Origin of the sequence: Brevundimonas sp. (assembly GCF_035935935.1) — a bacterium.
Classification (GTDB): Bacteria; Pseudomonadota; Alphaproteobacteria; order Caulobacterales; family Caulobacteraceae; genus Brevundimonas.
The window spans coordinates 1-23,451 of record NZ_DASYWO010000014.1; the positions used below are offsets into that span (position 1 = coordinate 1).

General features: G+C 70.9%; 20 protein-coding genes. 11 read left to right on the plus strand and 9 right to left on the minus strand.

What is annotated here, in order from left to right:
- Positions 1-380: 380 nt before the first annotated feature.
- Positions 381-2,540, minus strand: coding sequence for a primosomal protein N' (locus VGR32_RS13150; RefSeq protein WP_327451374.1), 2,160 nt, complete (start codon positions 2,538-2,540; stop codon positions 381-383).
- A gap of 30 nt (positions 2,541-2,570) precedes the next feature.
- Between VGR32_RS13150 and fsa the strand changes: the two genes are divergently transcribed.
- From fsa to hisS, 5 genes are all read left to right on the plus strand, one after another.
- Positions 2,571-3,224, plus strand: a complete 654-nt coding sequence (gene fsa / locus VGR32_RS13155) for a fructose-6-phosphate aldolase (RefSeq protein WP_327451376.1) — start codon at positions 2,571-2,573, stop codon at positions 3,222-3,224.
- A gap of 48 nt (positions 3,225-3,272) precedes the next feature.
- Entirely contained in the window at positions 3,273-3,974 is a 702-nt protein-coding gene (locus tag VGR32_RS13160) for a DUF484 family protein (protein WP_327451378.1), read from the plus strand.
- A gap of 4 nt (positions 3,975-3,978) precedes the next feature.
- The gene (locus tag VGR32_RS13165) at positions 3,979-4,893 is read left to right on the plus strand and encodes a tyrosine recombinase XerC (protein ID WP_414642920.1); all 915 of its coding nucleotides are present in this window, start codon (positions 3,979-3,981) and stop codon (positions 4,891-4,893) included.
- Positions 4,894-4,974: 81 nt separating this feature from the next.
- Positions 4,975-6,210 carry a DUF418 domain-containing protein gene (locus VGR32_RS13170; protein WP_327451477.1) on the plus strand — a complete coding sequence of 412 codons (1,236 nt, stop codon included), beginning with the start codon at positions 4,975-4,977 and terminating at the stop codon, positions 6,208-6,210.
- 35 nt (positions 6,211-6,245) lie between these two features.
- Positions 6,246-7,742: a histidine--tRNA ligase gene (gene hisS / locus VGR32_RS13175; protein WP_327451382.1), complete on the plus strand. Its 1,497-nt coding sequence runs from the start codon at positions 6,246-6,248 to the stop codon at positions 7,740-7,742.
- A 266-nt stretch (positions 7,743-8,008) separates the two neighbouring features.
- Here hisS and VGR32_RS13180 read toward each other — a convergent pair whose 3' ends face one another.
- A complete protein-coding gene (locus VGR32_RS13180; protein ID WP_327451384.1) occupies positions 8,009-10,156 on the minus strand; it encodes a M13 family metallopeptidase in 2,148 nt (715 codons plus the stop codon).
- A gap of 157 nt (positions 10,157-10,313) precedes the next feature.
- Here VGR32_RS13180 and VGR32_RS13185 point away from each other — a divergent pair, with 157 nt between their 5' ends.
- On the plus strand, positions 10,314-12,155 hold the full coding sequence (locus VGR32_RS13185) for a cation:proton antiporter (protein ID WP_327451386.1): 1,842 nt from the start codon (positions 10,314-10,316) through the stop codon (positions 12,153-12,155).
- 208 nt (positions 12,156-12,363) lie between these two features.
- Entirely contained in the window at positions 12,364-13,023 is a 660-nt protein-coding gene (locus VGR32_RS13190; protein WP_327451388.1) for a TetR/AcrR family transcriptional regulator, read from the plus strand.
- A gap of 6 nt (positions 13,024-13,029) precedes the next feature.
- On the opposite strand, the gene VGR32_RS13195 is transcribed toward VGR32_RS13190, so the two are convergent.
- The gene (locus tag VGR32_RS13195) at positions 13,030-14,118 is read right to left on the minus strand and encodes an aromatic ring-hydroxylating dioxygenase subunit alpha (RefSeq protein WP_327451390.1); all 1,089 of its coding nucleotides are present in this window, start codon (positions 14,116-14,118) and stop codon (positions 13,030-13,032) included.
- Positions 14,119-14,225: 107 nt separating this feature from the next.
- Between VGR32_RS13195 and VGR32_RS13200 the strand changes: the two genes are divergently transcribed.
- Positions 14,226-15,164, plus strand: a complete 939-nt coding sequence (locus VGR32_RS13200) for an alpha/beta hydrolase (RefSeq protein ID WP_327451392.1) — start codon at positions 14,226-14,228, stop codon at positions 15,162-15,164.
- On the opposite strand, the gene VGR32_RS13205 is transcribed toward VGR32_RS13200, so the two are convergent.
- Genes VGR32_RS13205 through VGR32_RS13215 form a run of 3 tightly spaced genes read right to left on the minus strand, consistent with a single transcriptional unit; the run spans position 15,161 to position 17,613 of the window.
- Positions 15,161-15,919 (minus strand): ATP12 family chaperone protein, encoded by a 759-nt coding sequence (locus tag VGR32_RS13205; RefSeq protein WP_327451394.1) that lies wholly within the window; start codon positions 15,917-15,919, stop codon positions 15,161-15,163. The genes VGR32_RS13200 and VGR32_RS13205 overlap by 4 nt on opposite strands.
- 18 nt (positions 15,920-15,937) lie before the next feature.
- A complete protein-coding gene (locus VGR32_RS13210; protein ID WP_327451396.1) occupies positions 15,938-16,621 on the minus strand; it encodes an HAD-IA family hydrolase in 684 nt (227 codons plus the stop codon).
- Complete coding sequence (locus tag VGR32_RS13215) at positions 16,618-17,613, minus strand: RluA family pseudouridine synthase (protein ID WP_327451398.1); 996 nt, start codon at positions 17,611-17,613, stop codon at positions 16,618-16,620. Before VGR32_RS13215 ends, VGR32_RS13210 begins: the two co-directional genes overlap by 4 nt.
- Positions 17,614-17,785: 172 nt before the next feature.
- Between VGR32_RS13215 and VGR32_RS13220 the strand changes: the two genes are divergently transcribed.
- Positions 17,786-18,964 carry a hypothetical protein gene (locus tag VGR32_RS13220; protein ID WP_327451400.1) on the plus strand — a complete coding sequence of 393 codons (1,179 nt, stop codon included), beginning with the start codon at positions 17,786-17,788 and terminating at the stop codon, positions 18,962-18,964.
- Here the strand turns inward: VGR32_RS13220 and VGR32_RS13225 are convergent.
- The 3 genes from VGR32_RS13225 to VGR32_RS13235 are packed head-to-tail and all read right to left on the minus strand — an operon-like array spanning position 18,961 to position 20,684.
- Positions 18,961-19,458, minus strand: a complete 498-nt coding sequence (locus VGR32_RS13225) for a CC0125/CC1285 family lipoprotein (protein ID WP_327451402.1) — start codon at positions 19,456-19,458, stop codon at positions 18,961-18,963. The genes VGR32_RS13220 and VGR32_RS13225 overlap by 4 nt on opposite strands.
- Before the next feature lie 26 nt (positions 19,459-19,484).
- Complete coding sequence (locus VGR32_RS13230; RefSeq protein WP_327451404.1) at positions 19,485-20,231, minus strand: RluA family pseudouridine synthase; 747 nt, start codon at positions 20,229-20,231, stop codon at positions 19,485-19,487.
- A 9-nt stretch (positions 20,232-20,240) separates the two neighbouring features.
- Positions 20,241-20,684, minus strand: coding sequence for a hypothetical protein (locus VGR32_RS13235; protein ID WP_327451406.1), 444 nt, complete (start codon positions 20,682-20,684; stop codon positions 20,241-20,243).
- 96 nt (positions 20,685-20,780) lie between these two features.
- On the opposite strand from VGR32_RS13235, the gene VGR32_RS13240 reads away from it, so the two are divergent.
- On the plus strand, positions 20,781-21,245 hold the full coding sequence (locus VGR32_RS13240; RefSeq protein ID WP_327451409.1) for a YaiI/YqxD family protein: 465 nt from the start codon (positions 20,781-20,783) through the stop codon (positions 21,243-21,245).
- A gap of 121 nt (positions 21,246-21,366) precedes the next feature.
- Positions 21,367-23,451 (plus strand): PBP1A family penicillin-binding protein, encoded by a 2,085-nt coding sequence (locus tag VGR32_RS13245; RefSeq protein WP_327451411.1) that lies wholly within the window; start codon positions 21,367-21,369, stop codon positions 23,449-23,451.

A 23,451-nucleotide genomic window follows, 5' to 3' on the forward strand; every position in this document is an offset into this window, starting at 1 on the left:
GCCTTCCCGTGACGCGCCATGATCGCCGGCCTGATCCGGAGGCGTCTCATTGCCCCCGGCCCCCGCGCCGCCGCCCACCTCCGATGGCCACGACCTTGCAGGTTCACGCCGACGCCGGCCGGCCGTGGACATGTGAGCCCCCGGCGTCGACCCCCGCTCGAACCGCTCCCGCCGCGACAAGCTCGCAAGGCCTTGCGCCCTTCCCCCGCGACGGAACCACGCGAAGGTTGGCATGAGGCCGGACCGGTCATGACGGATAGGGTGAAGATTCCGGGCGGGCGTTGGGAAGGCGGGGGAATTCGGCGTGGGTCTTCGCAACTGAGCTGGGTCGGCCGACGCAATCCCTCCGCTCGAGGCGGGACCACGGAGGCCGCGGCGCCCTACAGGAAGCTGTACGGATCCACGTCGACGGTCAGGCGGACGCTGGAGGGCAGCTTCACCCGGGTCAGCCAGGCGCGGAGGAAACCCTGAAGATCCACGTCGCGGTCGGCGCGGACCAGCAGGCGCTTGCGACGGCGGCCACGGATCAGCGCCAGCGGCGCGTCGGCGGGGCCGTAGACCTCCAGCCGCCCGGCGTTGGGGATCGATCCGGCCAGAAGACCCGCGGCCTTGTCCACGGCGTCGGCCTTCTCGCCCGAAAGGATCAGGGCCGCCAGTCTGCCGAAGGGCGGCAGTCCGGCGGCCTCGCGCTCGGCCAGCTCGGCCTCGACGAAGGCGTCGCGGTCGCCCGCGGCCAGGGCCTGAAGCACCGGATGCTCGGGGGTCCAGGTCTGCAGCAGGGCGCGGCCCGGCCGATCGGCGCGTCCGGCCCGGCCGGTGGCCTGCATCAACAGCTGGAACGTGCGCTCCGCCGCGCGCAGGTCGCCGCCGCGCAGACCCAGATCGGCGTCGACCACGCCCACGAGGGTCAGGCGGGGGAAGTTGTGGCCCTTGGCGGCGGCCTGCGTGGCGACGAGAACGTCGATCTCGCCGTCCTGCATGCGACGGATCAGGCCGCGCGCGGCGCCGGCGTCGGGCGCGGTGTCGGAGCTGAAGACCGCGGTGCGCGCCTGCGGAAACAGGGAGCGGACCTCCTCTTCCACCCGCTCCACCCCCGGACCCACGGGCGTCAGGCTGTCGGCCGCGCCGCATTCCGGACAGCGGGCGGGCTTGGGCATGGAGAAGCCCGTCAGGTGGCAGACGAGACGGCCGGTGTAGCGATGCTCGACCAGCCAGCTGTCGGTGTCGGGGGCCGTCAGGCGGTGGCCGCAGGCGCGGCAGAGGACGACGGGGGCGTAGCCGCGTCGGTTCAGGAACAGCAGGGTCTGCTCGCCGCGGGCGAAGACGTCGGCCATTTCGGCGACCAGTTTCGGCGACAGCCACCGGTCGCGCTCCGGCGGGTCGGCGCGGAGGTCCAGCAGCTCCAGCGTCGGCAGGACGGCGGCGCCGTGGCGCGCCTTCAGCCGCAGCCAGCCGTAGCGGCCCGCCCGGGCGTTCGCCAGCGTCTCCAGCGAGGGGGTGGCGGAGGCCAGGACGACGGTCCCGCCCTCGATCATGGCGCGCGCCACGGCCAGGTCGCGACCGTGATAGACGAGACCGTCCTCCTGCTTGAACGAGCCGTCGTGCTCCTCGTCGACCACCAGCAGGCGCAGGTTCGGGAAGGGCAGGAACAGGGCCGAGCGGGCGCCCACGACGATGCGGACGCGCCCGGAGACCACGCCCTGCCACACCTGGCGTCGGCGCGGGCCGGACACGCCGGAATGCCACTCGGCCGGCGCGGCGCCGAACCGGGCCGCGACCCGCTCGATCAACGCCTGAGTGAGGGCGATCTCCGGCAGGAGGATCAGGACCTGCGCCGCCGGATCGATCGACAGGGCCCGCGCGGCGGCCTCCAGATAGGCTTCCGTCTTTCCCGAGCCGGTGACGCCGTCGAGCAGGAAGGGCCGGAAGCCGCCCGCCGCGACCGCGTCGCCGATCTGATCCGCGGCCGCCGCCTGGTCGGGGTTGAGATCCGACGGCGCGTGCGCGGGGTCGGGCGCCGGGAAGTCCGTCCGGGCCGTGACCTCGACCCGGACCAGGACGCCCTCGTCGACCAGTCCCTTGACCACGCCTGCGGAGACCCCGGCCGCGCGGGCCAGATCGGCGGCGGTCATCGGCACGGTGGCGGCGGCCAGAACGGCGGCGCGGGCCGCGGTGGCGCGCGGAGGCTCGACGGCAGGATCGCGGGCCAGCTTCACCGTCGGCTTCGGCTCGGGCGCGCGCAGGCCCTTCAGCGCCATGGCCGCCATCTCGCCCGGCGGCGACAGGGTCCAGCGGGCCGCCCATTCCACGAATTCCATCGTGCCGGGGGGCAGGGCCGGGTCGTCCAGCTTCGCCTCGACCGCCTTCAGCTTCCGGTTCGAGCCGGTCGTTTCGTGCGTGTCCGACACCAGACCGCGCATCAGGCGCGGACCCAGCGGCACGGCCACCTGATCGCCGCGGTTCAGGTCGAGCCCGTCCGGGACCTCATAGTCGAAGGCTTCGGGCACCGGCAGCGGGACGAGGACGGAGGCGACTTTCACGCGAGGGGCCGGTCGGCTATTGAGCCGCCCATGAAACTCTTCCTCGACACCGCCGACGTCGCCGTCATCCGGGACATGGTCCCCACCGGCATGGTGGACGGCGTGACCACCAATCCCACTCTGATCGCGAAGTCGGGCCGGAACATCGCCGAGGTCATCGCCGAAATCTGCGCCCTGGTCGAGGGGCCGATCTCGGCCGAGGCCGTGGCCACCGATTTCGAGACCATGGTGCGCGAGGGCGACAAGCTGGCCGCCATCGCCCCGAACGTGGTGGTCAAGCTGCCGCTGACGACGGACGGCCTGCGCGCCGCCCGCGCCTTCGCCGACAAGGGCGTGCGCACCAACGTGACGCTGTGCTTCTCGGCCGCGCAGGCCCTGCTGGCGGCCAAGGCGGGCGCGACCTTCGTGTCGCCGTTCGTGGGCCGGCTGGAAGATCACGGCGCGGACGGGATCGGCCTGCTGGAAGAGATCCGCACGCTCTACGACATCCACGGCTTCGACACCGAGATCCTGGCCGCCAGCCTGCGCAATCCCGGCCACGTGTCGGCGGCGGCGCTGGCCGGCGCCGACGCGGCGACCCTGCCGCCGGAGACCTTCCGGGCCCTGGTCAAACACCCGTTAACCGACAAGGGGTTGGATGCCTTCCTGGCCGACTGGGGCAAGACCGGTCAGTCCATCCTCTGAATTCGACGCCGGCGCCCGCTTGCAGGGCTCCTGGCGGGAGCACGGCGCGTGACGGCTGAATCCCTCGACCTCTTCGCCGACGAGCCCGGCCTGCACTGGCCGCAGGTCCGTGGGTGGCTGCAGGGGCACGGCGAGCTGCTGACGGGCGATCGCGCCCTGCTGGAAGAGCTGGGCTTGCGCGCCCACGGTCCCAACGTCGTCGACTTCACGCCCGCCGCGCTGACGCGGCTCGAGGCCGAGGTGGAGCGCGAGACCGACGCACGAAAGCGCATCGAGACGGTGGCGCGGGCGAATTTCGCGGCGCAGACCCAGACGCATGTGGCCACGCTGGACCTGATGGAGGCGCGGTCGAATTCCGATCTGGCGCGGCGGCTGGACGCGACGGCCAAGGCGAGGTTCGGCCTCGCCGGGGCGGCGATGGGGCTGGAGAAGCCGGGCGCCGTGCCGTTCGGCTGGAAGGCGCTGGAGCCGGGCCGCGTCGACGCCCTTGTGGGTCAGGACGGGCTGCACTGGCTGGGATCGAACTTCGACGGCCTGAACCTGTTCGGCGCGACGGACGAGGCCGTGGCCTCGGTCGCCCTGATCCGCATGGCCCCGGCGATCACGCCGGGCCGCCCGCCGCGGCCGGGACTGGTGGCGTTCGGCTCGCCCGATCCGGACGGCTTCCATCCCGCCATGGGTTGCGAACTGGCCGCCTTCGTGACCCGCGTGACGGAGCGCATGGCCGAACGCTGGCCGGCGCTTGACTGAGATCTTGACCGCCGACGACGCGCTCAGGGCCTGGCTGGACTGGCTGGCCTATGAGCGGCGCGCGTCGCCGCGCACGCTGGAAGCCTACGGCCATGCCGGGCGGCGGTGGATCTCGTTTCTGGAGCGGCATCGCGGCGGGCCGCAGGCGCTGGCCGATCTGGCGGACGTCGCGGCGGCCGAGCTGAGGGCGCACCTGGCCGAGCGGCGCGGCGGTGACCGCCCCCTGTCGGCGCGGAGTCTGGCGCAGGCGCTGGCGGCGATCCGCGGCTTTCACAAATACCTTGAGCGGCGGCACGACGTGCGCAGCCCGCAGCTGACCCTGGTGCGCGGGCCCCGGCCAAAGCCGACCCTGCCGCGCCCGGTGGCGGAAGCACAGGCGTTCGCCCTGTTGGCCGAGTCGGAAGCGGATGCGGATCTGCAGCCGTGGGAGGCGGCGCGCGACCGGGCGGTGCTGACGCTGCTCTACGGCTGCGGCCTGCGGATTTCCGAGGCGCTGGCGCTGACGGAGGCCGACGCGCCGCTGGCGGATTCATTGCGGGTGACCGGCAAGGGGGGCAAGACGCGGCTGGTCCCCGTGCTGCCGGCCGTGCGGCAGGCGGTCGAGGACTGGCGGACGGTGAATCCGTTCACGGCGACCGGTCGCGATCCGCTGTTCCGGGCGAAGCGCGGCGGGCCGCTGACGCCGCGGCACGTGCAGGCGACGGTGCAGCGGTTGAGGGGCCGGCTGGGCTTGCCCGCTTCGACCACGCCCCACGCCCTGCGACACAGCTTCGCCACCCACCTGCTGGGCGCCGGCGCCGATCTTCGCTCGATCCAGAGCCTGCTGGGACACGCGGGCCTGTCGACGACGCAAAAGTACACGGCCGTCGATGCGGCGCGTCTGCTCGAGGCCTATGCGACGGCCCATCCCCGGGCGTGAGCGCCCGGATTACGGGAATTTCATGCGGAGGGCGGGCGTGAAGGTGCGAGGCTGCGCCGTCGTCGACCATGGGGGGCCGTGATGACAGATTCCACGCTGGAGCCCGCGCGCCTCGCGCCGATCTCCGAAACCGACCGCATCCGCAATCTGGACATGCTGCGCGGCTGGGCCGTGCTGGGCATCCTGGCGGTGAACGCCGTGGCGTTCGCCTGGCCGTCGCTGTTGATGATGGCGCAGCAGCCGCCGCCTGCCGACGCGTCGCAGGCGGACGTGATCGGGCGCTGGGTGATCACGACCTTCTTCGCCGACAAGATGCGCACCCTGTTCACGATGCTGTTCGGGGTCTCGATCTTTCTGGTCGGGGGCGAACGCAGCGATCTGGATCGGGGATCCCTGCTGCGCAGGCGCCTGGGCTGGCTGCTGCTGATCGGGGCGCTGCACGGCGCGGTGCTGTGGTGGGGCGACATCCTGCTGCTGTACGCCGTCAGCGGCTTCGTCTTCCTGATGTGCCGGTCATGGAGCGCGCGTCGGCTGCTGTGGGTCGGCGGGACGGTCACGATCCTGTGGGCCGTCGTGGCGACGCTGGGATACTGGGGCATGGCGAACCTGCCGCCCGCGATCGCGGCCAAGATGGCGGGCAGCATGCCGTCGGCGACGCCGGAGGCGGTTCAGGCCGTGGTCGACGCCTGGTTGGCGGGGGGCGGGGCGTCCTTCGTCCAGAACTTCACCACCTGGATCGGCATGGCGCCCTTCTTCATCCCGTTCATGCTGCCGGTGACCGTGCCGCTGATGATGGTGGGGCTGGGCCTGTTCAAGTCCGGCTTCTTCTCGGGCAAGGCGCCGACCGGGGCCTATCTGACCTTCATCGTGCTGGGCGGCGCCAATCTGGCGGTTCTGGCCGTGCTGGGCTGGCAGAAGGCCATGGCGGGGGAGGGCGTCGATCCGACCGGCGGCCTGGCCGACGCGGCGCGCGGCGCGGCGCCGCTGATCACCCTTTTCTATGCGTCGCTCCTGATCCTGCTGGCGAGGTCGGCGCTGAAGGCGGCGACGGCGATCTTCGTGCCCGTCGGCCGCATGGCCTTCACCAACTATCTGTCCCAGACGCTGATCATGATGTCGCTCTACTATGCGCCATGGGGGCCGCAGTGGTTCGGTCAACATTCGACCAGCCAGATGTGGATGGTGGTCGGCGCGATCTGGATCGCCCAGATCGTCTGGTCGCCGCTGTGGCTGAAGGCCTTCTCAATGGGGCCGCTGGAATGGCTCTGGCGCTGCCTGACCTATGGGCGGATGCTGCCGCTGCGGCGCGCAGTCTGATTGCTCTTGGGCGGCGCCCGGTTTAAGCGCCGCGCATGACCGACGCCTCGTCCTCCCGCCCCGAAGCGCGCGCGCCGCGCGGCTTCGCCGACCGCCGCGCCCGCGACCTGATGGTCGAGCGGGGCCTGATCGCGCGCGTGTCGGAGGTGTACGAGCGCTGGGGCTTCGAGCCGCTGGAGACGCCGGCGTTCGAATACGCCGACGCGCTCGGCAAGTTCCTGCCCGACGCGGATCGCCCGAACGCGGGGGTGTTCGCGCTGCAGGACGACGACGACCAGTGGATGGCGCTGCGCTACGACCACACCGCGCCGCTGGCCCGGTTCGCGGCCGAGAGCTGGCAGACGCTGCCCAAGCCCTATCGCCGCTATGCCTTCGGGCCGGTGTGGCGCAACGAGAAGCCGGGGCCGGGGCGGTTCCGCGAGTTCATGCAGTGCGATGCGGACACCGTCGGCAGCGACCGCCCGGAAAGCGACGCCGAGATCGTGGCCATGGCCTGCGAGGGCCTGACGGCCGCGGGACTGGGCGAAGGGCAGGCGGTGTTGCGGGTCTCGGACAGGCGTCTGTTCGACGGCCTGTTCGACGAGGGCGGGGTGACCGACGCGGGGCAGCGGCTGACGGCCCTGCGCGCCGTCGACAAGTACGATCGGCTGGGCTGGGAGGGCGTCCGCGACCTGCTGGGCGCCGGGCGTCTGGACGAGTCGGGCGACTATACGAAGGGCGCCGAGCTGGGCGCGGGCGTGATCGGCCGCATTGAAGGTTTCCTGAAGGCCGAGCAGGCCGGGGGCTGGACCGACCGCATCGACCGTCTGGCCGCCGCGGGCGGGCTGGGCGCGGCGGGTCAGGCGGCGCTGGAGTCGCTGGCCAAAATCGGCGCCGCGGTGAAGGCGCTGGGGGCGCCCGAGGGCGCGGTGACCTTCGATCCGGCGGTGGTGCGCGGGCTGGAATACTACACCGCCGCGGTGTTCGAGGCGGAACTGCTGCTGGAGACGACCGACGAGAAAGGCCGCCCGGTGCGGTTCGGCTCGATCGGCGGCGGCGGGCGCTATGACGATCTGGTGGCGCGCTTCACCGGCGAGCGCGTGCCGGCGACCGGCTTTTCGTTCGGCGTGTCGCGGCTGGCGGCGGCCCTGCGGGCCGCGGGCCGCGCCCCGGCGGAGCCGCGCGGACCGGTGGTGGTGATCGTGTTCGACGACGACGGCATGACGCACGGCCTGGCCTGCGCCGCCGAGATCCGCCGGGCCGGTCTCGCCGCGGAGGTCTATCTGGGTCGCGCCGGCATGAAGACGCAGATGAAGTACGCCGATCGCCGGGCCGCGCCGGCCGCGGTCATCCTGGGAGGGGACGAGATCGCGCAGGGCACGGCCACGGTGAAGGATCTGGACGCCGGCCGCGTCGCCGCGGCGGGCCTGGCGGACAACGCCGCGTGGAAGGCGGAACGGCCGGGGCAGGTCACCGTGCCTCGGGCCGACCTGGTCGCCGTCCTGAGCTGTATTGTCGAAGAAGCTTCGAGAAAACCGCCGACCGCAGGCTGAGTTATCGACGATCAGTCAGGGAAACGCCCGATTTCCCCCGTCGATTGATTGACTTGCCCCGATCATGGCGGTTTCATGAACACCTCGACGGCGCGGGGCGACCTGCAGCCATCGGAGGCGTTTCGGGGAGGAAACGTCCGCTCTCAAGAGCAGAAGGCCCGCTGCGTGTATCCCCCGCAGCGGGCTTTTTCTTTGCCTGAAGCGCAGCGCCACGAAAAAGGGCCGCCCCGAAGGACGGCCCTGATCCGCTTTTTCTCTTGCCGGTCCTACCAGAGGCGGACGCGGTCGGACGGGGCGAGCCAGTAGCGGTCGCCTTCCTTGACGCCGAACGCCTCGTACCAGGCGTCCAGGTTCCGCACGGGGCCGATGACGCGGTATTCCGGCGGCGAGTGCGGGTCGGTGGCGACGAGGTTCTTCATGGCGTCCTCGCGGTACTTCGACTGCCAGACCTGCGCCCAGCCGTAGAAGACGCGCTGGTCGCCAGTGATGCCGTCCAGCACCGGAGAGGCCTGTCCGCCCAGCGAGCGGCGGTAGCCCTCGAGCCCCAGGGTGATGCCGGCCAGATCGCCGATGTTCTCGCCCATCGTCAGACCGGGCTTGATGTTGTGGCCTTCCAGCGGGGCATAGGAGGCGTACTGGGCGCCCAGAACGTCGGTGCGGGCGGTGAAGTTGGACGCGTCCTCGGCCGTCCACCAGTCGCGCAGCACGCCGTCGCCGTCCGACTTGCGCCCCTGATCGTCGAAGCCGTGGCCGATCTCATGGCCGATGACCCCGCCGATGCCGCCGTAGTTCACGGCCGGGTCGGCGGTCGGATCGAAGAAGGGCGGCTGCAGGATGGCGGCCGGGAAGACGATCTCGTTCTTGGTCGAGTTGTAGTACGCGTTGACCGTCTGCGGGGTCATGCCCCACTCGGCGCGATCGACCGGGCCGTTCATGCGGCCGACCTGATAGTTCCAGCGGAATTCGCCCGCGCGCTCGGCGTTGCCGACCAGATCACCGGGGTCGACCTGAAGCGCCGAGTAGTCGCGCCATTTGGTGGGATAGCCGACCTTCACGGTGAAATTGTCGAGCTTGTAGAGGGCCTGTTCCTTGGTGGCGTCGCCCATCCAGTCCAGCTGGCGGATGCGGTCGGCCAGCGCCAGACGCAGGTTCGCGACCAGCTCTTCCATCTTCATCTTCGACTCGGCGGGGAACCAGCGGTCGACGTACAGTCGGCCGAAGGCCTCGCCCATGGTGCCCTCGGCGAAGCTGACGGCGCGCTTCTCACGGGTGCGCTGCTCCGGCTGGCCGGCCAGATCGCGCGAGCGGAACTGCCACTGGCGGTCCGAGAAGCGCTTCGACAGGAAGGGCGCCATGTCGTCCACGGTGTGGAAGGCCTGCCACGCCTGGATGTCGGCGATCGGCGTGTCGGCGTAGATCGCCGCGATCTTCGGCATGGCCGTGTTCTGGCGCACGACGACGGTCGTCACGCCGCCCAGATCCGCCTGCCCCAGCCACGCGCCCCAGTCGAAGCCCGGCGCATAGGTCGCCAGATCGGCCGGAGTGAAGGGGTTGTAGGTCATGTCGCGGTTGCGGTTCTGCTCCGGCGTCCAGTGGGCCTCGGCGATCCGCGTCTCCAGCGCCACGATGCGGGCGGCGGCCTCCTGCGGGTTCTCCCAGCCGATCATGCCCAGCATGTCGGCGACGTAGGCCTCGTACAGCGCCTTCTTCTCGCCGAAGCGGGCGGCGTCGAGATAGTAGTCGCGGTTCGGCAGGCCGATGCCCGACTGGCCGACGTAGGTGGTGTAGCGGCTGGGGTCCTTCTGGTCGTCGCCGATCGAGACGCCGAAGAAGCCGGAGCCGAAGCCGCCCTGCAGCGTGCCCATGTAAGCCGCCATCTTCGCATGGTCGTCGGCCGCGCGAATGGCGGCGAGGTAGGGCTGCATCGGCTGGGCGTCCAGCGCCTCGATGCGGTCCACGTCCATGTAGGACCGATAGAGATCGGCCATCTTCCGCTCGTCGGTGCCGGCCGCAAGGTTCGGATTGGCCAGCAGCTCGTCCAGCAGGGCGCGCAGACGGTTGTCCGACAGCTCGCGCAGCAGGGCGAACGAGCCGTAGGAGGTGCGGTCCGACGGGATTTCCAGCGACTTCAGCGCCGTGCCGTTGGCGTGCTGGAAGAAGTTCTCGCCGGGCGACACCGACATGTCGCGGCCGTCGACTGCGAAGCCCCACGTGCCGTACTTCGGCGCCTCGACGCCTTCCCACGACCCGCCCTCGAACAGAGCGGGATTGAAGAGGGTGAAGATGGTGCACGCCTCGTCCACGCATTCGTGGCCGTGGCCGTCGTCGATCGTGTGGCGCTGCTGGGCCACGGCCGGAGCTCCGGCGAGGAGGGCGGCCGAGGCGGCCACCGACAGAAGCAGGGATTTACGCATGGGCATCTCTCTCCGTGCCGTCGCTGGGGACGGTTCGGCGCGGACCCTACGCCCGGCCCGGCCGTCGCCACCTTAAATTATTGTCATGAAGCCGTGAGCGCGCCTGTCCAAGCGGGGCCGCGCCGGTCATGATGCCGCGGACGGTTTCGGAGGGGCGATGGCGGCGGGACACGGCGGCGGCGAGTACAAGGATCTGGTGGTCTTTCTGGCCGCGGCCGGGGTGGTCGTGCCCCTGTTCAACCGGCTGAAGATCAGCCCCATCCTCGGCTTTCTCGCCGCCGGCGTCCTGCTGGGGCCCGACGGACTGGCACGGTTCGCCCAGACCGTGCCGTGGCTGGGCTGGCTGACCATCTCCGACGCCGGGCAGATCCGGGCGCTGTCGGAACTGGGCGTCGCCTTCCTGCTGTTCATGATCGGGCTGGAACTGTCGTGGGAGCGGTTGCGCGCCATGCGGCGGCTCGTCTTCGGGCTTGGGATGACGCAGATGGCGGCGTGCACCGCCGGTCTGGCCGGTCTGTTCATGCTGATGGGCCAGCCCTTCGTGTCGGCCGCCGTGCTGGGCATGGGGCTGGCGCTGTCGTCGACGGCGGTGGTCATGCCGGTGATGGCCGAGCGCGGGCGCATGGGCGGCGCGGCGGGCCGCACGACCTTCTCCATCCTGCTGGCGCAGGATCTGGCCGTGGCCCCGATCCTGATCACCGTGACGGTCATGGCCGCAACCGCGCTGGAGGGGACCACTCCGGCGGGGGAATTCGATCCCTCGGTTCTGGGCCCGGCGCTGTTGACGCTGATCCCTGCGGCGATCGGGCTGGCCCTGATCGTCGTCGTCGGCCGTCTGGTGCTGCGGCCCATGTTCCGCTCGGTGGCCAAGGCGCGGGCGCGGGGGCAGGGGCAGGAGATGTTCGTGGCCGCCAGCCTGCTGGTCGTCGTGGCGGCCGGGCTGGCGGCGCAGGCGGCGGGTCTGTCGATGAGCCTGGGCGCGCTGGTCGCCGGCCTGCTGCTGGCCGAAACGGAGTTCCGGCGCGAGGTCGAGGTCTCGATCGAGCCGTTCAAGGGCCTGTTGCTGGGCGTCTTCTTCGTCGGCGTGGGGATCGGGCTGGATCTGGACGCGGTGGCCGCGGACCCGGCCATGGTGTTCGGGCTGGCGCTGGGGCTGACGGCGCTGAAGGCGGCGCTGATCTATGCCTCGGCGCGGGCCTGGAGGGTGCGGCCGCGCACGGCGCTGGAGACGGCGCTGGTGCTGGGGCCGGCGGGTGAGTTCGCCTTCGTGATCCTGGGCGCCGGCATGGTCGAGGGCGTCGCCTCGCCCGCCTTCACCGGCACGGTCATGCTCGCGGCCACGATCAGCATCTTCACCATCCCGTTCATGGCCATGCTGGCGGATCGGCTCGTGGCCCGGGTCGACGCGGCGGCTCCGGACCTGCCGCCCGAGGCCGCGATCCCGGCCGTCGCCGACGGAAAGGTCCTGATCGTGGGCTATGGCCGCGTCGGAAGACTGGTCGGCGACATGCTGAGCGAACACGACCAGGGCTTCATGGCGGTCGACAGCGATCCTTCCGTGGTGGCGGCGGCGCGTGCGCAGGGCGTGGACGTCAGCTGGGGCGACGCGTCGCGGGGCGAGTTTCTGGAGAAGTGCGATCTGGAGCAGGCACGCGCCGTGGTGGTCACCATGGACGCGCCGGGCAAGGTCGACGAGGTGGTGCGCAGCGTGCGCGCCGCCCATCCCGAGCTCTGCCTGATCGCGCGGGCCCGCGACGAGAAGCACGCCGTGCGGCTTTATGGACTGGGCGCCACGGACGCCGTGCCGGAAACGACGGAAGCCAGCCTGCAATTGGCGGAGAACACCCTGGTCGACGTCGGCGTGCCGATGGGTCTGGTTCTGGCCTCGGTTCATGAGCGGCGTGACGTGTTCCGCAAGGCGTTCCAGGAGGCGCGCCCGGAGGCGGGGCGGACGCGGCCGGCGCGTGCGCTGCGCGGGCGGTTGCGTCCTTCAGCCTGATTTTCGACCGCCGGTTTTCCTTGCGGGGCGGGCGATTCAACCTGTGTAACACCATTACGGCGCAGTCGCCTCACGGGCGCATTTTGGTCATCGTTCCGTGTTCAGACCGAGCCTCGCCCGGCCCGTCGACACGTCGGTCAGGCCTTTCCGTGTGGAAACCACGTTCGTCAGGTTTCGCTTCATCCAGTTCCGAGTAGCCCTCCCCTCCATGCGCGACGTATCCCCCTCCGCCGACGCCGGCGCCGTCATGAACCGCCGTCAGGCCGCCAAGGTGCGGACCCGCGGCAAGGTCCTGTCCTCCGCCCGCGAGCTGTTCGCCCAGCGCGGCTATGATCCCGCCACCATCCGCGACATCGCCAAGGGCGCGGGCATGTCGACGGGCGCCGTCTTCGCCAACTTCCAGGACAAGGCCGAGCTGTTCGAGGCGGTGCTGGCCGAGGACCTCGACCGCGTCGCGGGCGAAATGAAGACGGCCGCGGAGGCTGAAGGTTCGGCCCGCAAGCGCCTGGGCGCCGCCTTGACCGCCGGCTATCGCGCCACGCTGGATCACCTTCCGCTGGTGCAGGCCGTGGTCGCCCGCGCCTGGTTCCACCCGGCCGAGGCCGAGCGCCGCGCGCGAGAGGCGGTCAAGCCGCTGACGGCCCTGATGGGCGAGATCCTGTCCGGCGCCGCGTCGCGGGGCGAGATCGCGCGCGACGCCGATCTGGACCTGATCGGCGGCATGATCTGGACCGCATTCGTCTCGGGTTTCCGCCGCGCCGCCTATGAGGGGCACGACCTGAAGGCGCTGTCCTCGACGCTGGAGCGCCAGATCGACCTGATCTTCGCCGGCGCCCGCCAGCAACAGGCCCAGCTCAGCGCCGCCTGAGCCGGCTCAGCTGCGCCAGCGCAGCGTGGTCGGTTCGATCGGATTGGAGAAGCCGCGCCCCTCGGCGCGGCTTTTCTGCCATTCGCGCTTGAGCTGCTGGTACCACTTGGCCTGACGGTCGGCGTCGTCGATCCAGATCAGGGTCGGGTCGAAGGCCAGCCCCATGTTCTGCAGGTTCACCATGCCGCCGTCCTGCTTCAGGAAGGCGCGCACGCCCATGCGCAGGAAGGGCCTGGCGAGCGCGAACACCCAGTGGTCGGACCAGAAGATCTGGGTGATCCGCGTGTGGTCGTCGTCCAGCGGCGTCAGGCAGGTCAGGGCCAGGACCTGTTTCGCGCCGACCTGGATGTGCTCCCAGCGATAGCCCGGCAGGCGGAAGGTGATCTCGGTCGCCGGCGCCCCGCCCAGGATCTTGTAGGCGCGGCTGTTGGACGACGGCGCGTGCCGGACCATGGCCCAGCCGTGCTCGACGGGGGCGAAGGCTTTCTTTTTCTCGTGCATGGAATGCTCGGACCGCCACCACCACTGCTGATGCACGTAGGGGCCGTGGGCCGGGTCCATCAGGCCGACGACGGCGTGGTCGACGTGGCTGTCGAACGTCATGGCCTCCACCAGCTTCGCCTCGCCGTCGGCGCCGGGGAAGAGGGGCGGTTCGTGGTCCGGCGCACCCGCGCCGCGAGGATCGGACGACATCCAGACGAAGACGATCCCCTGGCTTTCGCGCACGGGGTAGGAGCGCACCCGGATCCGCGAGGGATCGGTGGCGTCGCCCTCGACCAGCGAAGGAATGGCAGCGCAGGCGCCGTCGGGCCGGAAGCGCCAGCCGTGGTACGGGCACTCGATCGTCTCGCCGCCGTCTTCCGCGCGGTCGACGACGCGCCCGGCCGACAGGGGCGCCGCCCTGTGGGGACAGACGTCGCGCATGGCGAAGACCTGACCAGCCCGGGTCCGACCGACCAGCACGGGTTCGCCCAGGATCATGCGGCGCGCCTGCGTGCCAGGGCGGATCTCGCGTCCGAGGTCGACGAAATACCAGGCGTCGCGCAGAAATCCCTTGCCGAACTTCGTCGTCGTGGTCGTGGTGTCGGCGGTCATGCGTGGGTTCTAGCGTCCCGGCGGGCCGTGTCGCCAGCGTCTTTGAAAAAGAACTTTACATCACAAAGTAAGTGGGGCATGTCGGTCCTGCATCACCGGAGACCCTCATGCGCGCCCTGCTTCTGACCGCCGTCGCCTGCCTTTCCCTGACCGCGCCCGCGGTGCTGGCGCAGGAGCATGGCCACCACGCCGCCGCTGCGGAACACGGCGCCCATGAAGGTCACCGCCACGCCGACTTCGCCTCCGGCCGCTTCCACGTGCGCGTAGAGGGCACGGAGGGGCCGAACGTCATCCTGATCCCCGGCCTGACGTCGCACCCCGACGTGTGGCAGCCTCTGGTCGACCGGCTGGAGGGCCCGCATCGCCTGCATCTGGTTCACGTCCAGGGCTTCGCCGGGGCCGCGCCGATGGACAACGCCACGGGCCTGGTGTCGGCCCCGGTCGCCGAGGACCTGGCCCGCTACATTCGGGAACAGGGAATCGAGGACCCGATCGTCATCGGCCATTCCATGGGCGGCACCATCGCCCTGATGCTGGCGGCGCGGCATCCCGATCTGGTCGGCAAGCTGATGGTGGTCGACCAGATTCCGTTCATGGGTCAGGCCTTCGGCAACCCGAACGCGACGCCGGAGAACATGAAGCCGATGGCCGACATGATCCGCGACGGCATGGTCAACGCCACGCCCGAGGTCTGGGCGCAGCAGTCGGCGGCCAGCATCACCCAGATGATCCGCACGGAGTCGCTGCGCGAGGGTCCGATCCGGCACGGCGCGACGTCCGACCGCACCGTGGCGGGCAATGCCATGCACGAGCTGATCGTCACGGACCTGCGGCCCGAGCTGAAGAACATCACCGCGCCGACGGAGGTGGTCTACGTCACCTTCGCCTGGCCCGGCATGACGCCGGAGATGACCGACCAGATCTATCGCGGCGCCTATACGGGCCTGAACGGGGCGACGTTCAGGCGCGTCGACGAGTCGGCGCACTTCATCATGCTGGACCAGCCCGACGTGTTCGCCGCCGAGGTCAACGCCTTCATCGACTAGGTCAGGGCGGCGAACCACCGCTCCAGCAGACGCGCCTCCTCCCGCCGGGCGGAGGTGCGTTCGGCGTTCTCGGCATCGACGCCCCACCGCTCCTCCTGAAAAACCTCGTCCAGACGCGAGGCGTCGAACAGCGCGTCCGCGCCGCCCGCCGCGCGCTGCAGGGCGAAGGCCAGAACGGCGCTGCCCAGCAGGGGCGTCGCCATCGCCAGGCCGGTCAGGGCGAAGTCGTCCAGCCGCAGCGCCAGTTCGCGCACGCGGGCGACGGCGGCGGGATCCTGCGGCCGGTGCACGATCCCCTCGGCCGGCTCCAGATGCACGGCCAGCTCGGTCGCGGCCCACGCCCGCCATGGCGCCCACTCGCGCGCCTGCCGCTCCACCAGCGAAGCGGGCCCTTCGGCGAGGTAGCAGATCAGGTCCGAGCCGGCGAAGGCGGCCACTTCTTCGGCGACGGCGTCCCGCGCCTGCGACACCCGGTCGATCGCGGTCGAAGCCAGACGGGTGGCGGGCATGGCGGCGGGATCGAGATGCTCGCCCTGCGCGGCCCATTCGTCGGCGACCAGGCGGGCCGCCGCCTCGGTCGGCAGGATCAGCGGCGCGTGCGCCGGCGTCTTCGGCGTCCGCCCGTCCAGCCGCACCGCCCAGCCGCCGTCGGCTGGAGCCACGTCCACGTCCTTCCAGAATCGCTTCAGCCGCTCCTCGGACTCGCGGAAACCCTTGCGGGCGGCGACGTTGGGATCGAGCGACGGGATCTGCATGGCGGCCATATAGGTCGGTCAGGCGGCGGGTTCGAGGCGCTGGGAGGCGAAGGCGTCCAGAGCGGCGTCCAGCTCCGCGAAATCCGCGGCGACCAGAGCCGCGCCCGCCGCCAGCTGCTCCGCCGCGGTCTGAAACCCCCAGCCGACGCCGTAGGCGGGGACGCCTGCATTCTGCGCCATCGCATGGTCGTGCGCCGTGTCGCCGATCATGACCGTAGTCGCGGGGCAGGCGTCGCAGGCGCGCATGGCGGCGACCAGCATGGCGGGATCGGGCTTGCCGGGCCCGTCCTCGGCGCAATGGCTCGAAAGGAAGAGGTCCGCCCAGCCGTCGCGCGCCAGATTGCGGGCCACGCCGCGACGGTTCTGTCCCGTGGCGATGGCCAGCCGCCATCCGTCCCGCTTCAGGCGCCGCAGGTGATCCACGGCGCCTTCGTAGAGGGGCTCCTCGTGCCCGGCGGCGTAAAGGTCGAGGAAGGTCTGCCGAAATCCGTCGACGTAGTCGGCCGATTCCGACGGCGTCAGATGCGGCTCCAGAACCCGGATGGCGAGGGTCAGCTCCAGCCCCACGATCTGCCGGACGCGATCGTAGGACGGCTCGGGCAGTCCCAGCCGACGCGCGCCGGCGCAGCAGGCGGCATGTATGGACGCCCGGCTGTCGACCAGCGTCCCGTCGACGTCGAAGACGGCCAGCGGGCGCGTCATCGCATCCTCTTCACGCCGTGGAACGGGTCTTCGTCGGCCTCGTCCTCGGAGAAGCCGAAGTGCGCGAAGCCGGCCTTCATCTCGGGGCTCAGCGGCGCCTCGACGATCAGCTTGCCGCCGCCGGGGTGATCGAGCTCGATGCGGCGGGCGTGCAGCTGAAGCTTCAGCGGGCCGGACAGCGCCGTCGACTCCGGCGTGCCGTATTTGGGATCGCCGAGGATGGGGTGGCCGATGGCGCCCATGTGCGCCCGCAGCTGGTGGGTGCGGCCGGTGAAGGGGCGCAGCGCCATCCAGGCGGCCCGGTGGGCGGCGCGGCTGACGGTGGCGTAGGCGGTTTCCGCCGGCTCGGCGCCATGCTCCTTCGGATCGGCGGGGCGCATCATCTCGAAGTCGTTGATGCCCGACTTCTTCAGCGCCATGTCGATCTGGCCGGCCACCGGCCTGGGCGCGCCCATGACGATGGCCCAGTAGGTCTTCTTCGCCTGACGCCGGGCGAAGGCGCCGGCCAGCCGCTTCGCGGCCTCCGGGCCCTTGCCGAGCAGCAGGACGCCCGAGGTGTCGCGGTCCAGACGGTGCACCAGCCTTGGCCGCTCCAGCCCCTCGCCCCAGGCCGACAGCAGGCGGTCGACGTGCTTCGTCGTCTTGGTGCCGCCCTGAACGGCGAGGCCATGCGGCTTGTTCAGCGCGATGACGAGGTCGTCCTCGTACAGCACCAGCGACTTCGCATAGGCGGCGTCGCGGTCGGTGAGCCTGGGCCGGTCGCCGGGCGTCCTCTCCACCGGATCGGGGATGGGCGGCACGCGCACGGCGGCGCCGGCGGTGAGACGGTCCTGCGGCTTGATGCGGGCCCCATCGACGCGGATCTGACCGGAACGGGCCAGTTTCTCGACCTGGATGTGGGACAGGTGCGGCCAGCGGCGCCTGAACCAGCGGTCCAGCCGGATGCCGTCCTCGGCCTCGGCGACGTAGAGCGTCTTCACCTCACGGGTCATGGGCGCCGCATACATCCTCCCGCCCGGGAAGCGAAGGCCGCGGGGCCTGACCGAAACTTCACTTGCCGGGGACGGGGTTAACGGCGAAGGCTTCCCGTGACGGGAGAACGTCGTCCGGCGGGCGGCGAACTTCGCCATACTGGCCGATCAGTTCGGGGATTTCGCGATCGCCATGTCGCACGACGACCACAACCACGGATTCGACGACGGCCACGGCGGGCAGGGCCACGACCGGCGGCTGGAGCCCGCCAATCCGCCGCCCCCGGGGGCCGCGGATCACGCCGACCGGGCCGTGCCGCCCACGCCGACGCCGGTGCGCGAGCCCCTGCGGGGCGGTGACGGCATCCTGCGGCCGATCAGCGAAAGCGAGTATTTCGCCCAGACGCCGGAAGCCGAGGCGATCGTCTCGTCCCACATCGACGAGTACTTCAACCAGCCGCTGGACATCTTTCCCTTCTGGGAGACGGAGTCCAAGCCCGACCGCTTCCACGTCCTGTTCGGACGGCAGATCGAGGAACGGTTCCCGGTCGACAAGGACATCCGTGGACGCATCCACGACTATGGGCGGCGCGTGTTCCGCGCGCTGGTCACGCACGTCTTCGTCAAGCGCCTGAGCCAGGCCGGGGCGCTGGCGGCCTTCGCGGCGCTGGCGATCCTGGGGCCGGGGTGGTTCGCCCGTTGGGCGGGGACCGAGGCGATGGGCCTCGGTCTGGCCGCCGGGGCCATGCTGGCTGCGTTCGGCGTGTTCTGGGCCCTGCAGGCGATCCTGTTCATCCAGTACCGGTTCCAGCTGGAGAACGATTCCTACGAGCTGTCGCGCGAGGTGGTGCAGCGGACGCGCGAGCTGCAGAACCTGTTCACCAGCGCGCGGGCCATGGCCGACCAGGCCGAGACCCAGTTCCAGATGGACGGCAAGGGCTGGGGCCGCCGGGCGCAGTATCTGACCCGCCTGACCATGTGGATCGGCGCGCGCATGGAGTACCTGGAGAAGTTCGTCCAGATGGAGCTGTGGCGCGTGCGGCGCGAACGCTACTGGATGCGCTGGGCGCAGCGCATCATGACGCCGCTGGTGCTGATCGTCGGTCTGGCGGTTCTGGCTCTCGAGCCGGCGCCCGGGACGGGCGAAGCCGGGTTCCGTGGCCTGCAGGCGCTGGCGGCCGTGCTGGGAATCGCCGTCAGCTGGCTGTCCTACTTCCGCTGGCGCACGCCGGTCGCCGCCGTCCAGGACAAGCTGGGCGTCGAGGGCTGGGTCCGCTACGCCTCGCTGGACGTGGACAACGCCGTCTCGGACCAGGTCCGCCGCGACAAGGAGCGGCTGGTCGAGTACCGCGCCCTGACCCGCGGACGTTAGTAGCGCCCGATCGTCTCCAGCACGCCGCGGGCGTCGTAGACGGCGCCGCGATCCGGGGCCGGGCCGTCCCCGGTGACGATCTCCAGCGTGGTTGTCGTCGGCGAGGGGCCGCTGAAGTTCAGGCCGACGCCCACGCCGACTCCCGAGGTGGAATAGCTGCCGTAGCGGCCCGAATAGCGGCCCGAGCCGGCGCCCACGGACAGGGACGGGCGGATGCCGCCTGCGGAGTCCGGGCGGCCGTCGGTGTAGCGCTGGACCACCTCGAACCAGTCGTCGCCATTGGCCACGGTCAGCTCGGCCGCGCGGCGCAGGGCCAGCTCCGCGACGGGGGCGGGCGCGCCGACGCCGGAATAGGTCACGCGCCAGCGGTTCGATTCGATCCGCTGCTCGGCATAGCCCTGACCTCCGGACCCGGTCTGGGGGCCATAGGGAGCGAGCGAGGCGCAGGCCGTCAGGGCGAGCGCGGCGGCGGACACGGTCAGGATGCGGAACATGGCGGGTCTCCTCGCCGGTTCAGCGCTCAGGTCACGTCTTGCGTTCCCAGCCCCGCCTTCCGCATGAGGTCGAGGACGTCCGCGGGGGGCGCGGCCCGCACCGTGCGTTCCCCGCCCTCGGGATGCGGAAAGGTCAGCTTCCACGCGTGCAGCATGAGCCGGGGCGCCGGCGCGCCGGCAAGCGTCAGGGCGCCGCCGTAGCGCGCGTCGCCGACGAGGGCCCGGCCGATCGAGGCCATGTGCACGCGCAACTGGTGCATGCGGCCGGTCAGGGGGCTGAGCTCGACCAGGGCCGCCTCGTCGGTCGCCGAGAGGGTGCGGTAGAGGCTGGTCGAGGCCTGGGCGCCGGGCTCGTCGTCGGCGGCGATCCGCATGTGGCTCTCGCGGCCGATCTCGACGCGGAGAAGCGGGGTCTCGATCCGGCCGGCGCGGGGCTCGGGCGCGGCGGAGACGAGGGCGAGATAGGTCTTCTTCAGCCTGTGGGCCTGGATGGCCTTGCCGAGGAAGCCGGCCGCCGGCTTCGTCTTCGCCGCGAGAATGACGCCCGAGGTGTCGCGGTCCAGCCGGTGCACCAGATCGGGCCGCTTGCCGTTCGAGCGGGCGAAGGCCCACAGCAGGTCGTCCAGCGTGTGCGCCCGCACGCGGCCGCCCTGGCTCGACAGGCCGGACGGCTTGTTCAGGACCAGCACGTGGGCGTCTTCTTGGATCACCCACGAGCGTACGGCGGCGATCTCGTCTTCAGTGAGCGCGGCGGGCTGTCGGGGGGCTTTCACCCCCCGCGGTTAGCGCAGGACGCCGCGCTTGCCCATGGTCCAGGCGTACCAGGCCAGGAAGGCCGCGACGACCGCGATGAGCCACGGCATCCACTTCATCATCGCCATCGCTTCGGGCAGTTCGGGCATCGGATGGATCAGGCCGAACAGCAAGCTGGCCACCGCGCCCAGCAGCGAGGCCGCAAAGGCCCAGACGGCCAGACGATTGCGCAGCAGAAGCAGGATCGAGCCGAGCACCGCGCCCCAGACGCCCAGCGTCCACGGCACGTACATCCATGTCGGCATGGCGTTGAAGTAGTCGATCATGCCCTGCGTCATGCCGGACGCGCGCATGTAGGCCTCGCCCTGCGTGTTGGTCATGATGAAGTCGTAGGCGCCGAAGCCGTTCCACAGCAGGCTGACGACGCCCACGGCCCACAGGTGCCACGGCGTCTTCACGGTCATGTCGGTCATTCTTCCCTCCCCAGGTCGACCTGACGGGAGACTGCGCCCGGAACGCGGTTATGGCAACGCTTTGGCGGATGGTGCGCATGACGCTAGACAGCGGCCATGACCGCGCCGCGCCTGTTCATCGACGCCGACGCCTGTCCGGTGAAGGCCGAGGCCTTCCGCGTGGCCGAGCGGTGCGGCCTGCACGTCTTCGTCGTGTCGAACGGCTGGATTCAGCTGCCCCGCGCGAGCTTCATCGAGCAGGTCGTGGTCGACGCCGGGCCGGACGTGGCCGACGACTGGATCGCCGACCGGGTGGGGCCCGCCGACGTGGTCGTGACGTCCGACATTCCCCTGGCCGAGCGGTGTCTGGCCGCCGGTGCGCAGGCGATCCGGCCGAACGGGGATGCCTTCACCGAAAACTCCATCGGCTCGGCGCTGGCGGGGCGGATGGTCGGCGAGCACCTGCGGTCCATCGGCGTGGCGACCAGCGGACCGCCGCCGTTCGGGCCGAAGGACCGGTCGAACTTCCTGCAGGCGCTGGACCGGGCGGTGGTCGTCGCCCGACGCCGCGCGGCGGGATGAACGCCCGCTCACGTTTCCGTCATCGTTTGGACGGATTGGTGCGTTCACTCTTCAGGCGAGCGGCGGTGTTCGACCCCGCGCCGGGCGGCTAAGGTCGGCCCGGGCACTTTTGAGGGCGGCGATGGCGCGGTTCGGAACTCCGGGTGGACGTGGCGACGGCGCGGGCGCGACGCGCACGCCGATGCAGAAGGCCCTGTACTGGGGCGGCGTCCTTGCCGTCTGGGGCGTCATCTTCCTGGTGGCCTTCTTCGCGGTCTTCGCGCGGGGCCTGCCCGACACCTCGACCCTGTATGAAGTCGATCGTCAGCCCTCGATCACCTACCTGGACCGCAACGGCGCGCTGATCGCGGTGCGCGGGACGCAGCAGGCGCCGCCGGCCGACCTGAACGCCCTGCCGGACTACGTCCCGGCCGCCTTCATCGCCATCGAGGATCAGCGTTTCCGCTGGCATCCCGGGTTCGACCCGGTCGGCATGGTGCGCGCCATGGTGGCCAACATGCGCGCCGGACGGGTGGTGCAGGGCGGCTCGACGATCACCCAGCAGCTGGCCAAGAACCTGTTCCTGACGCCCGACCAGACCCTGCGTCGCAAGGTGCAGGAGCTGATGCTGGCCGTGTGGCTGGAGATGAAATTCTCCAAGGACGAAATTCTGGCCCTCTACCTGAACCGGGTCTACTTCGGCGCCGGCGCCTATGGCATCGAGGCGGCGTCGCAGCGCTATTTCGACAAGTCGGCCAAGGACCTGTCGGTCGGCGAGGCCGCCCTGCTGGCCGGCCTGCTGAAGGCGCCGTCGCGGTACTCGCCCGTGTCGGAAAGCGAGCGGGCCGCGACCCGGGCGACCGTGGTGCTGGACGAGATGGAGGAGAGCGGCGTCATCTCCGCCGACCAGCGCGCCGCCGCCGTGCTCGAGCCGGTGCGGGTGTCGCGAACGCTGGCGACCCAGCATGCCCAGTACTTCATCGACTGGCTGGATTCCGAGGTGCGCGCCCTGGTCGGCGACGAGCCGGGCGAGGACCTGATCGTCGAGACGACGCTGGACCTGACGCTGCAGACCTCGGCCGAGCGGGCGGTGCGCCGCATTCTGGACCGCGACAGGTCCAAGGGCGTGCAGCAGGCCGCGCTGGTCGCCGTGGACGGCGACGGCCGGGTCCGCGCGATGATCGGCGGCGCCAGCTATGCCGACAGCCAGTTCAACCGCGCCGTGGATGCGCGGCGTCAGGCGGGGTCGGCGTTCAAGCCTTTCGTCTACCTGACCGCACTGGAGGCCGGCTACACGCCGGAGACCCCGGTGGTGGACGAACCGATCCGCATCGGTAGCTGGTCGCCGCGCAACTATTCCGGCGGCTACGCCGGGCGCATGAGCCTGGCCAGCGCCGTCGCGCAGTCGACCAACACCGTCGCCGTGCGGCTGGCCGACACCCTGGGCCGCGATCAGGTGGCGCGCACCGCGCGGCGTCTGGGCATCGAAAGCCAGATCGGTCTGGAGCCGGCCATGGCGCTGGGTGCCGTGGAAGTCAGCCCGCTGGAGATGGCGCAGGCCTATGCCCCCTTCGCCAACGGCGGCAAGCGGGTGGAGGCCTATGGCATTTCGCGCATCCGCACGCCGAAGGGCCGGGTGATCTATCAGCGCGGCGCGCGTGACGTGCGCGGCGTGCAGGCGATCGCCAATCCGCCGCTCTACTACATGAACCAGATGCTGCGCGGCGTGGTGTCGGGCGGCACGGCCCGGTCGGTCGGGATTTCGGGCCGCGATCTGGCCGGCAAGACGGGCACGACCTCGGACTACAAGGACGCGTGGTTCGTCGGCTACACCGGCGGCTTCGTGACCGCGGTCTGGGTCGGCAAGGACGACAACACCGCCATGCGCGGCGTCACCGGCGGCGCGTCGCCGGCGGCGATCTGGAAAGGATTCATGGAGGCGGCCCTGCCGCGCCTGAACGCGCCCCGCATTCCCGACGGCCCGCCCATGCCGGAAGGCTGGATGCCGCCGGACCCGATGACGGAGCTCATGGGCTCGATCGAAGACCCCTACGCCGAGGGCGAGGAACTGGTGACCGGACCGGAGGTCGAACCGTCGACGCCGGAGCCCGCGGTCCCACCGGTCGACCGGCCGGTGGTGCGTCCGACCACCCCGCAGCCCGTCGAGCCGCGCCGCCCCGAAACCCAGCCGGCGCCCGAGAAGAAGTCCGAGCCGCTGTTCTTCTGA

Bases quoted from the DNA above. Each gene is read 5' to 3' on its own strand.
- VGR32_RS13215 (WP_327451398.1), bottom strand. From the start codon at position 17,613: ATGACCCGTGAGGTGAAGACGCTCTACGTCGCCGAGGCCGAGGACGGC.
- VGR32_RS13225 (WP_327451402.1), bottom strand. From the start codon at position 19,458: ATGTTCCGCATCCTGACCGTGTCCGCCGCCGCGCTCGCCCTGACGGCC.
- VGR32_RS13170 (WP_327451477.1), top strand. From the start codon at position 4,975: ATGACAGATTCCACGCTGGAGCCCGCGCGCCTCGCGCCGATCTCCGAA.
- VGR32_RS13195 (WP_327451390.1), bottom strand. From the start codon at position 14,118: ATGACCGCCGACACCACGACCACGACGACGAAGTTCGGCAAGGGATTT.
- VGR32_RS13200 (WP_327451392.1), top strand. From the start codon at position 14,226: ATGCGCGCCCTGCTTCTGACCGCCGTCGCCTGCCTTTCCCTGACCGCG.
- VGR32_RS13240 (WP_327451409.1), top strand. From the start codon at position 20,781: ATGACCGCGCCGCGCCTGTTCATCGACGCCGACGCCTGTCCGGTGAAG.
- VGR32_RS13235 (WP_327451406.1), bottom strand. From the start codon at position 20,684: ATGACCGACATGACCGTGAAGACGCCGTGGCACCTGTGGGCCGTGGGC.
- VGR32_RS13210 (WP_327451396.1), bottom strand. From the start codon at position 16,621: ATGACGCGCCCGCTGGCCGTCTTCGACGTCGACGGGACGCTGGTCGAC.
- VGR32_RS13205 (WP_327451394.1), bottom strand. From the start codon at position 15,919: ATGCAGATCCCGTCGCTCGATCCCAACGTCGCCGCCCGCAAGGGTTTC.
- VGR32_RS13245 (WP_327451411.1), top strand. From the start codon at position 21,367: ATGGCGCGGTTCGGAACTCCGGGTGGACGTGGCGACGGCGCGGGCGCG.
- VGR32_RS13185 (WP_327451386.1), top strand. From the start codon at position 10,314: ATGGCGGCGGGACACGGCGGCGGCGAGTACAAGGATCTGGTGGTCTTT.
- VGR32_RS13220 (WP_327451400.1), top strand. From the start codon at position 17,786: ATGTCGCACGACGACCACAACCACGGATTCGACGACGGCCACGGCGGG.
- VGR32_RS13180 (WP_327451384.1), bottom strand. From the start codon at position 10,156: ATGCGTAAATCCCTGCTTCTGTCGGTGGCCGCCTCGGCCGCCCTCCTC.
- fsa (WP_327451376.1), top strand. From the start codon at position 2,571: ATGAAACTCTTCCTCGACACCGCCGACGTCGCCGTCATCCGGGACATG.
- VGR32_RS13190 (WP_327451388.1), top strand. From the start codon at position 12,364: ATGCGCGACGTATCCCCCTCCGCCGACGCCGGCGCCGTCATGAACCGC.
- hisS (WP_327451382.1), top strand. From the start codon at position 6,246: ATGACCGACGCCTCGTCCTCCCGCCCCGAAGCGCGCGCGCCGCGCGGC.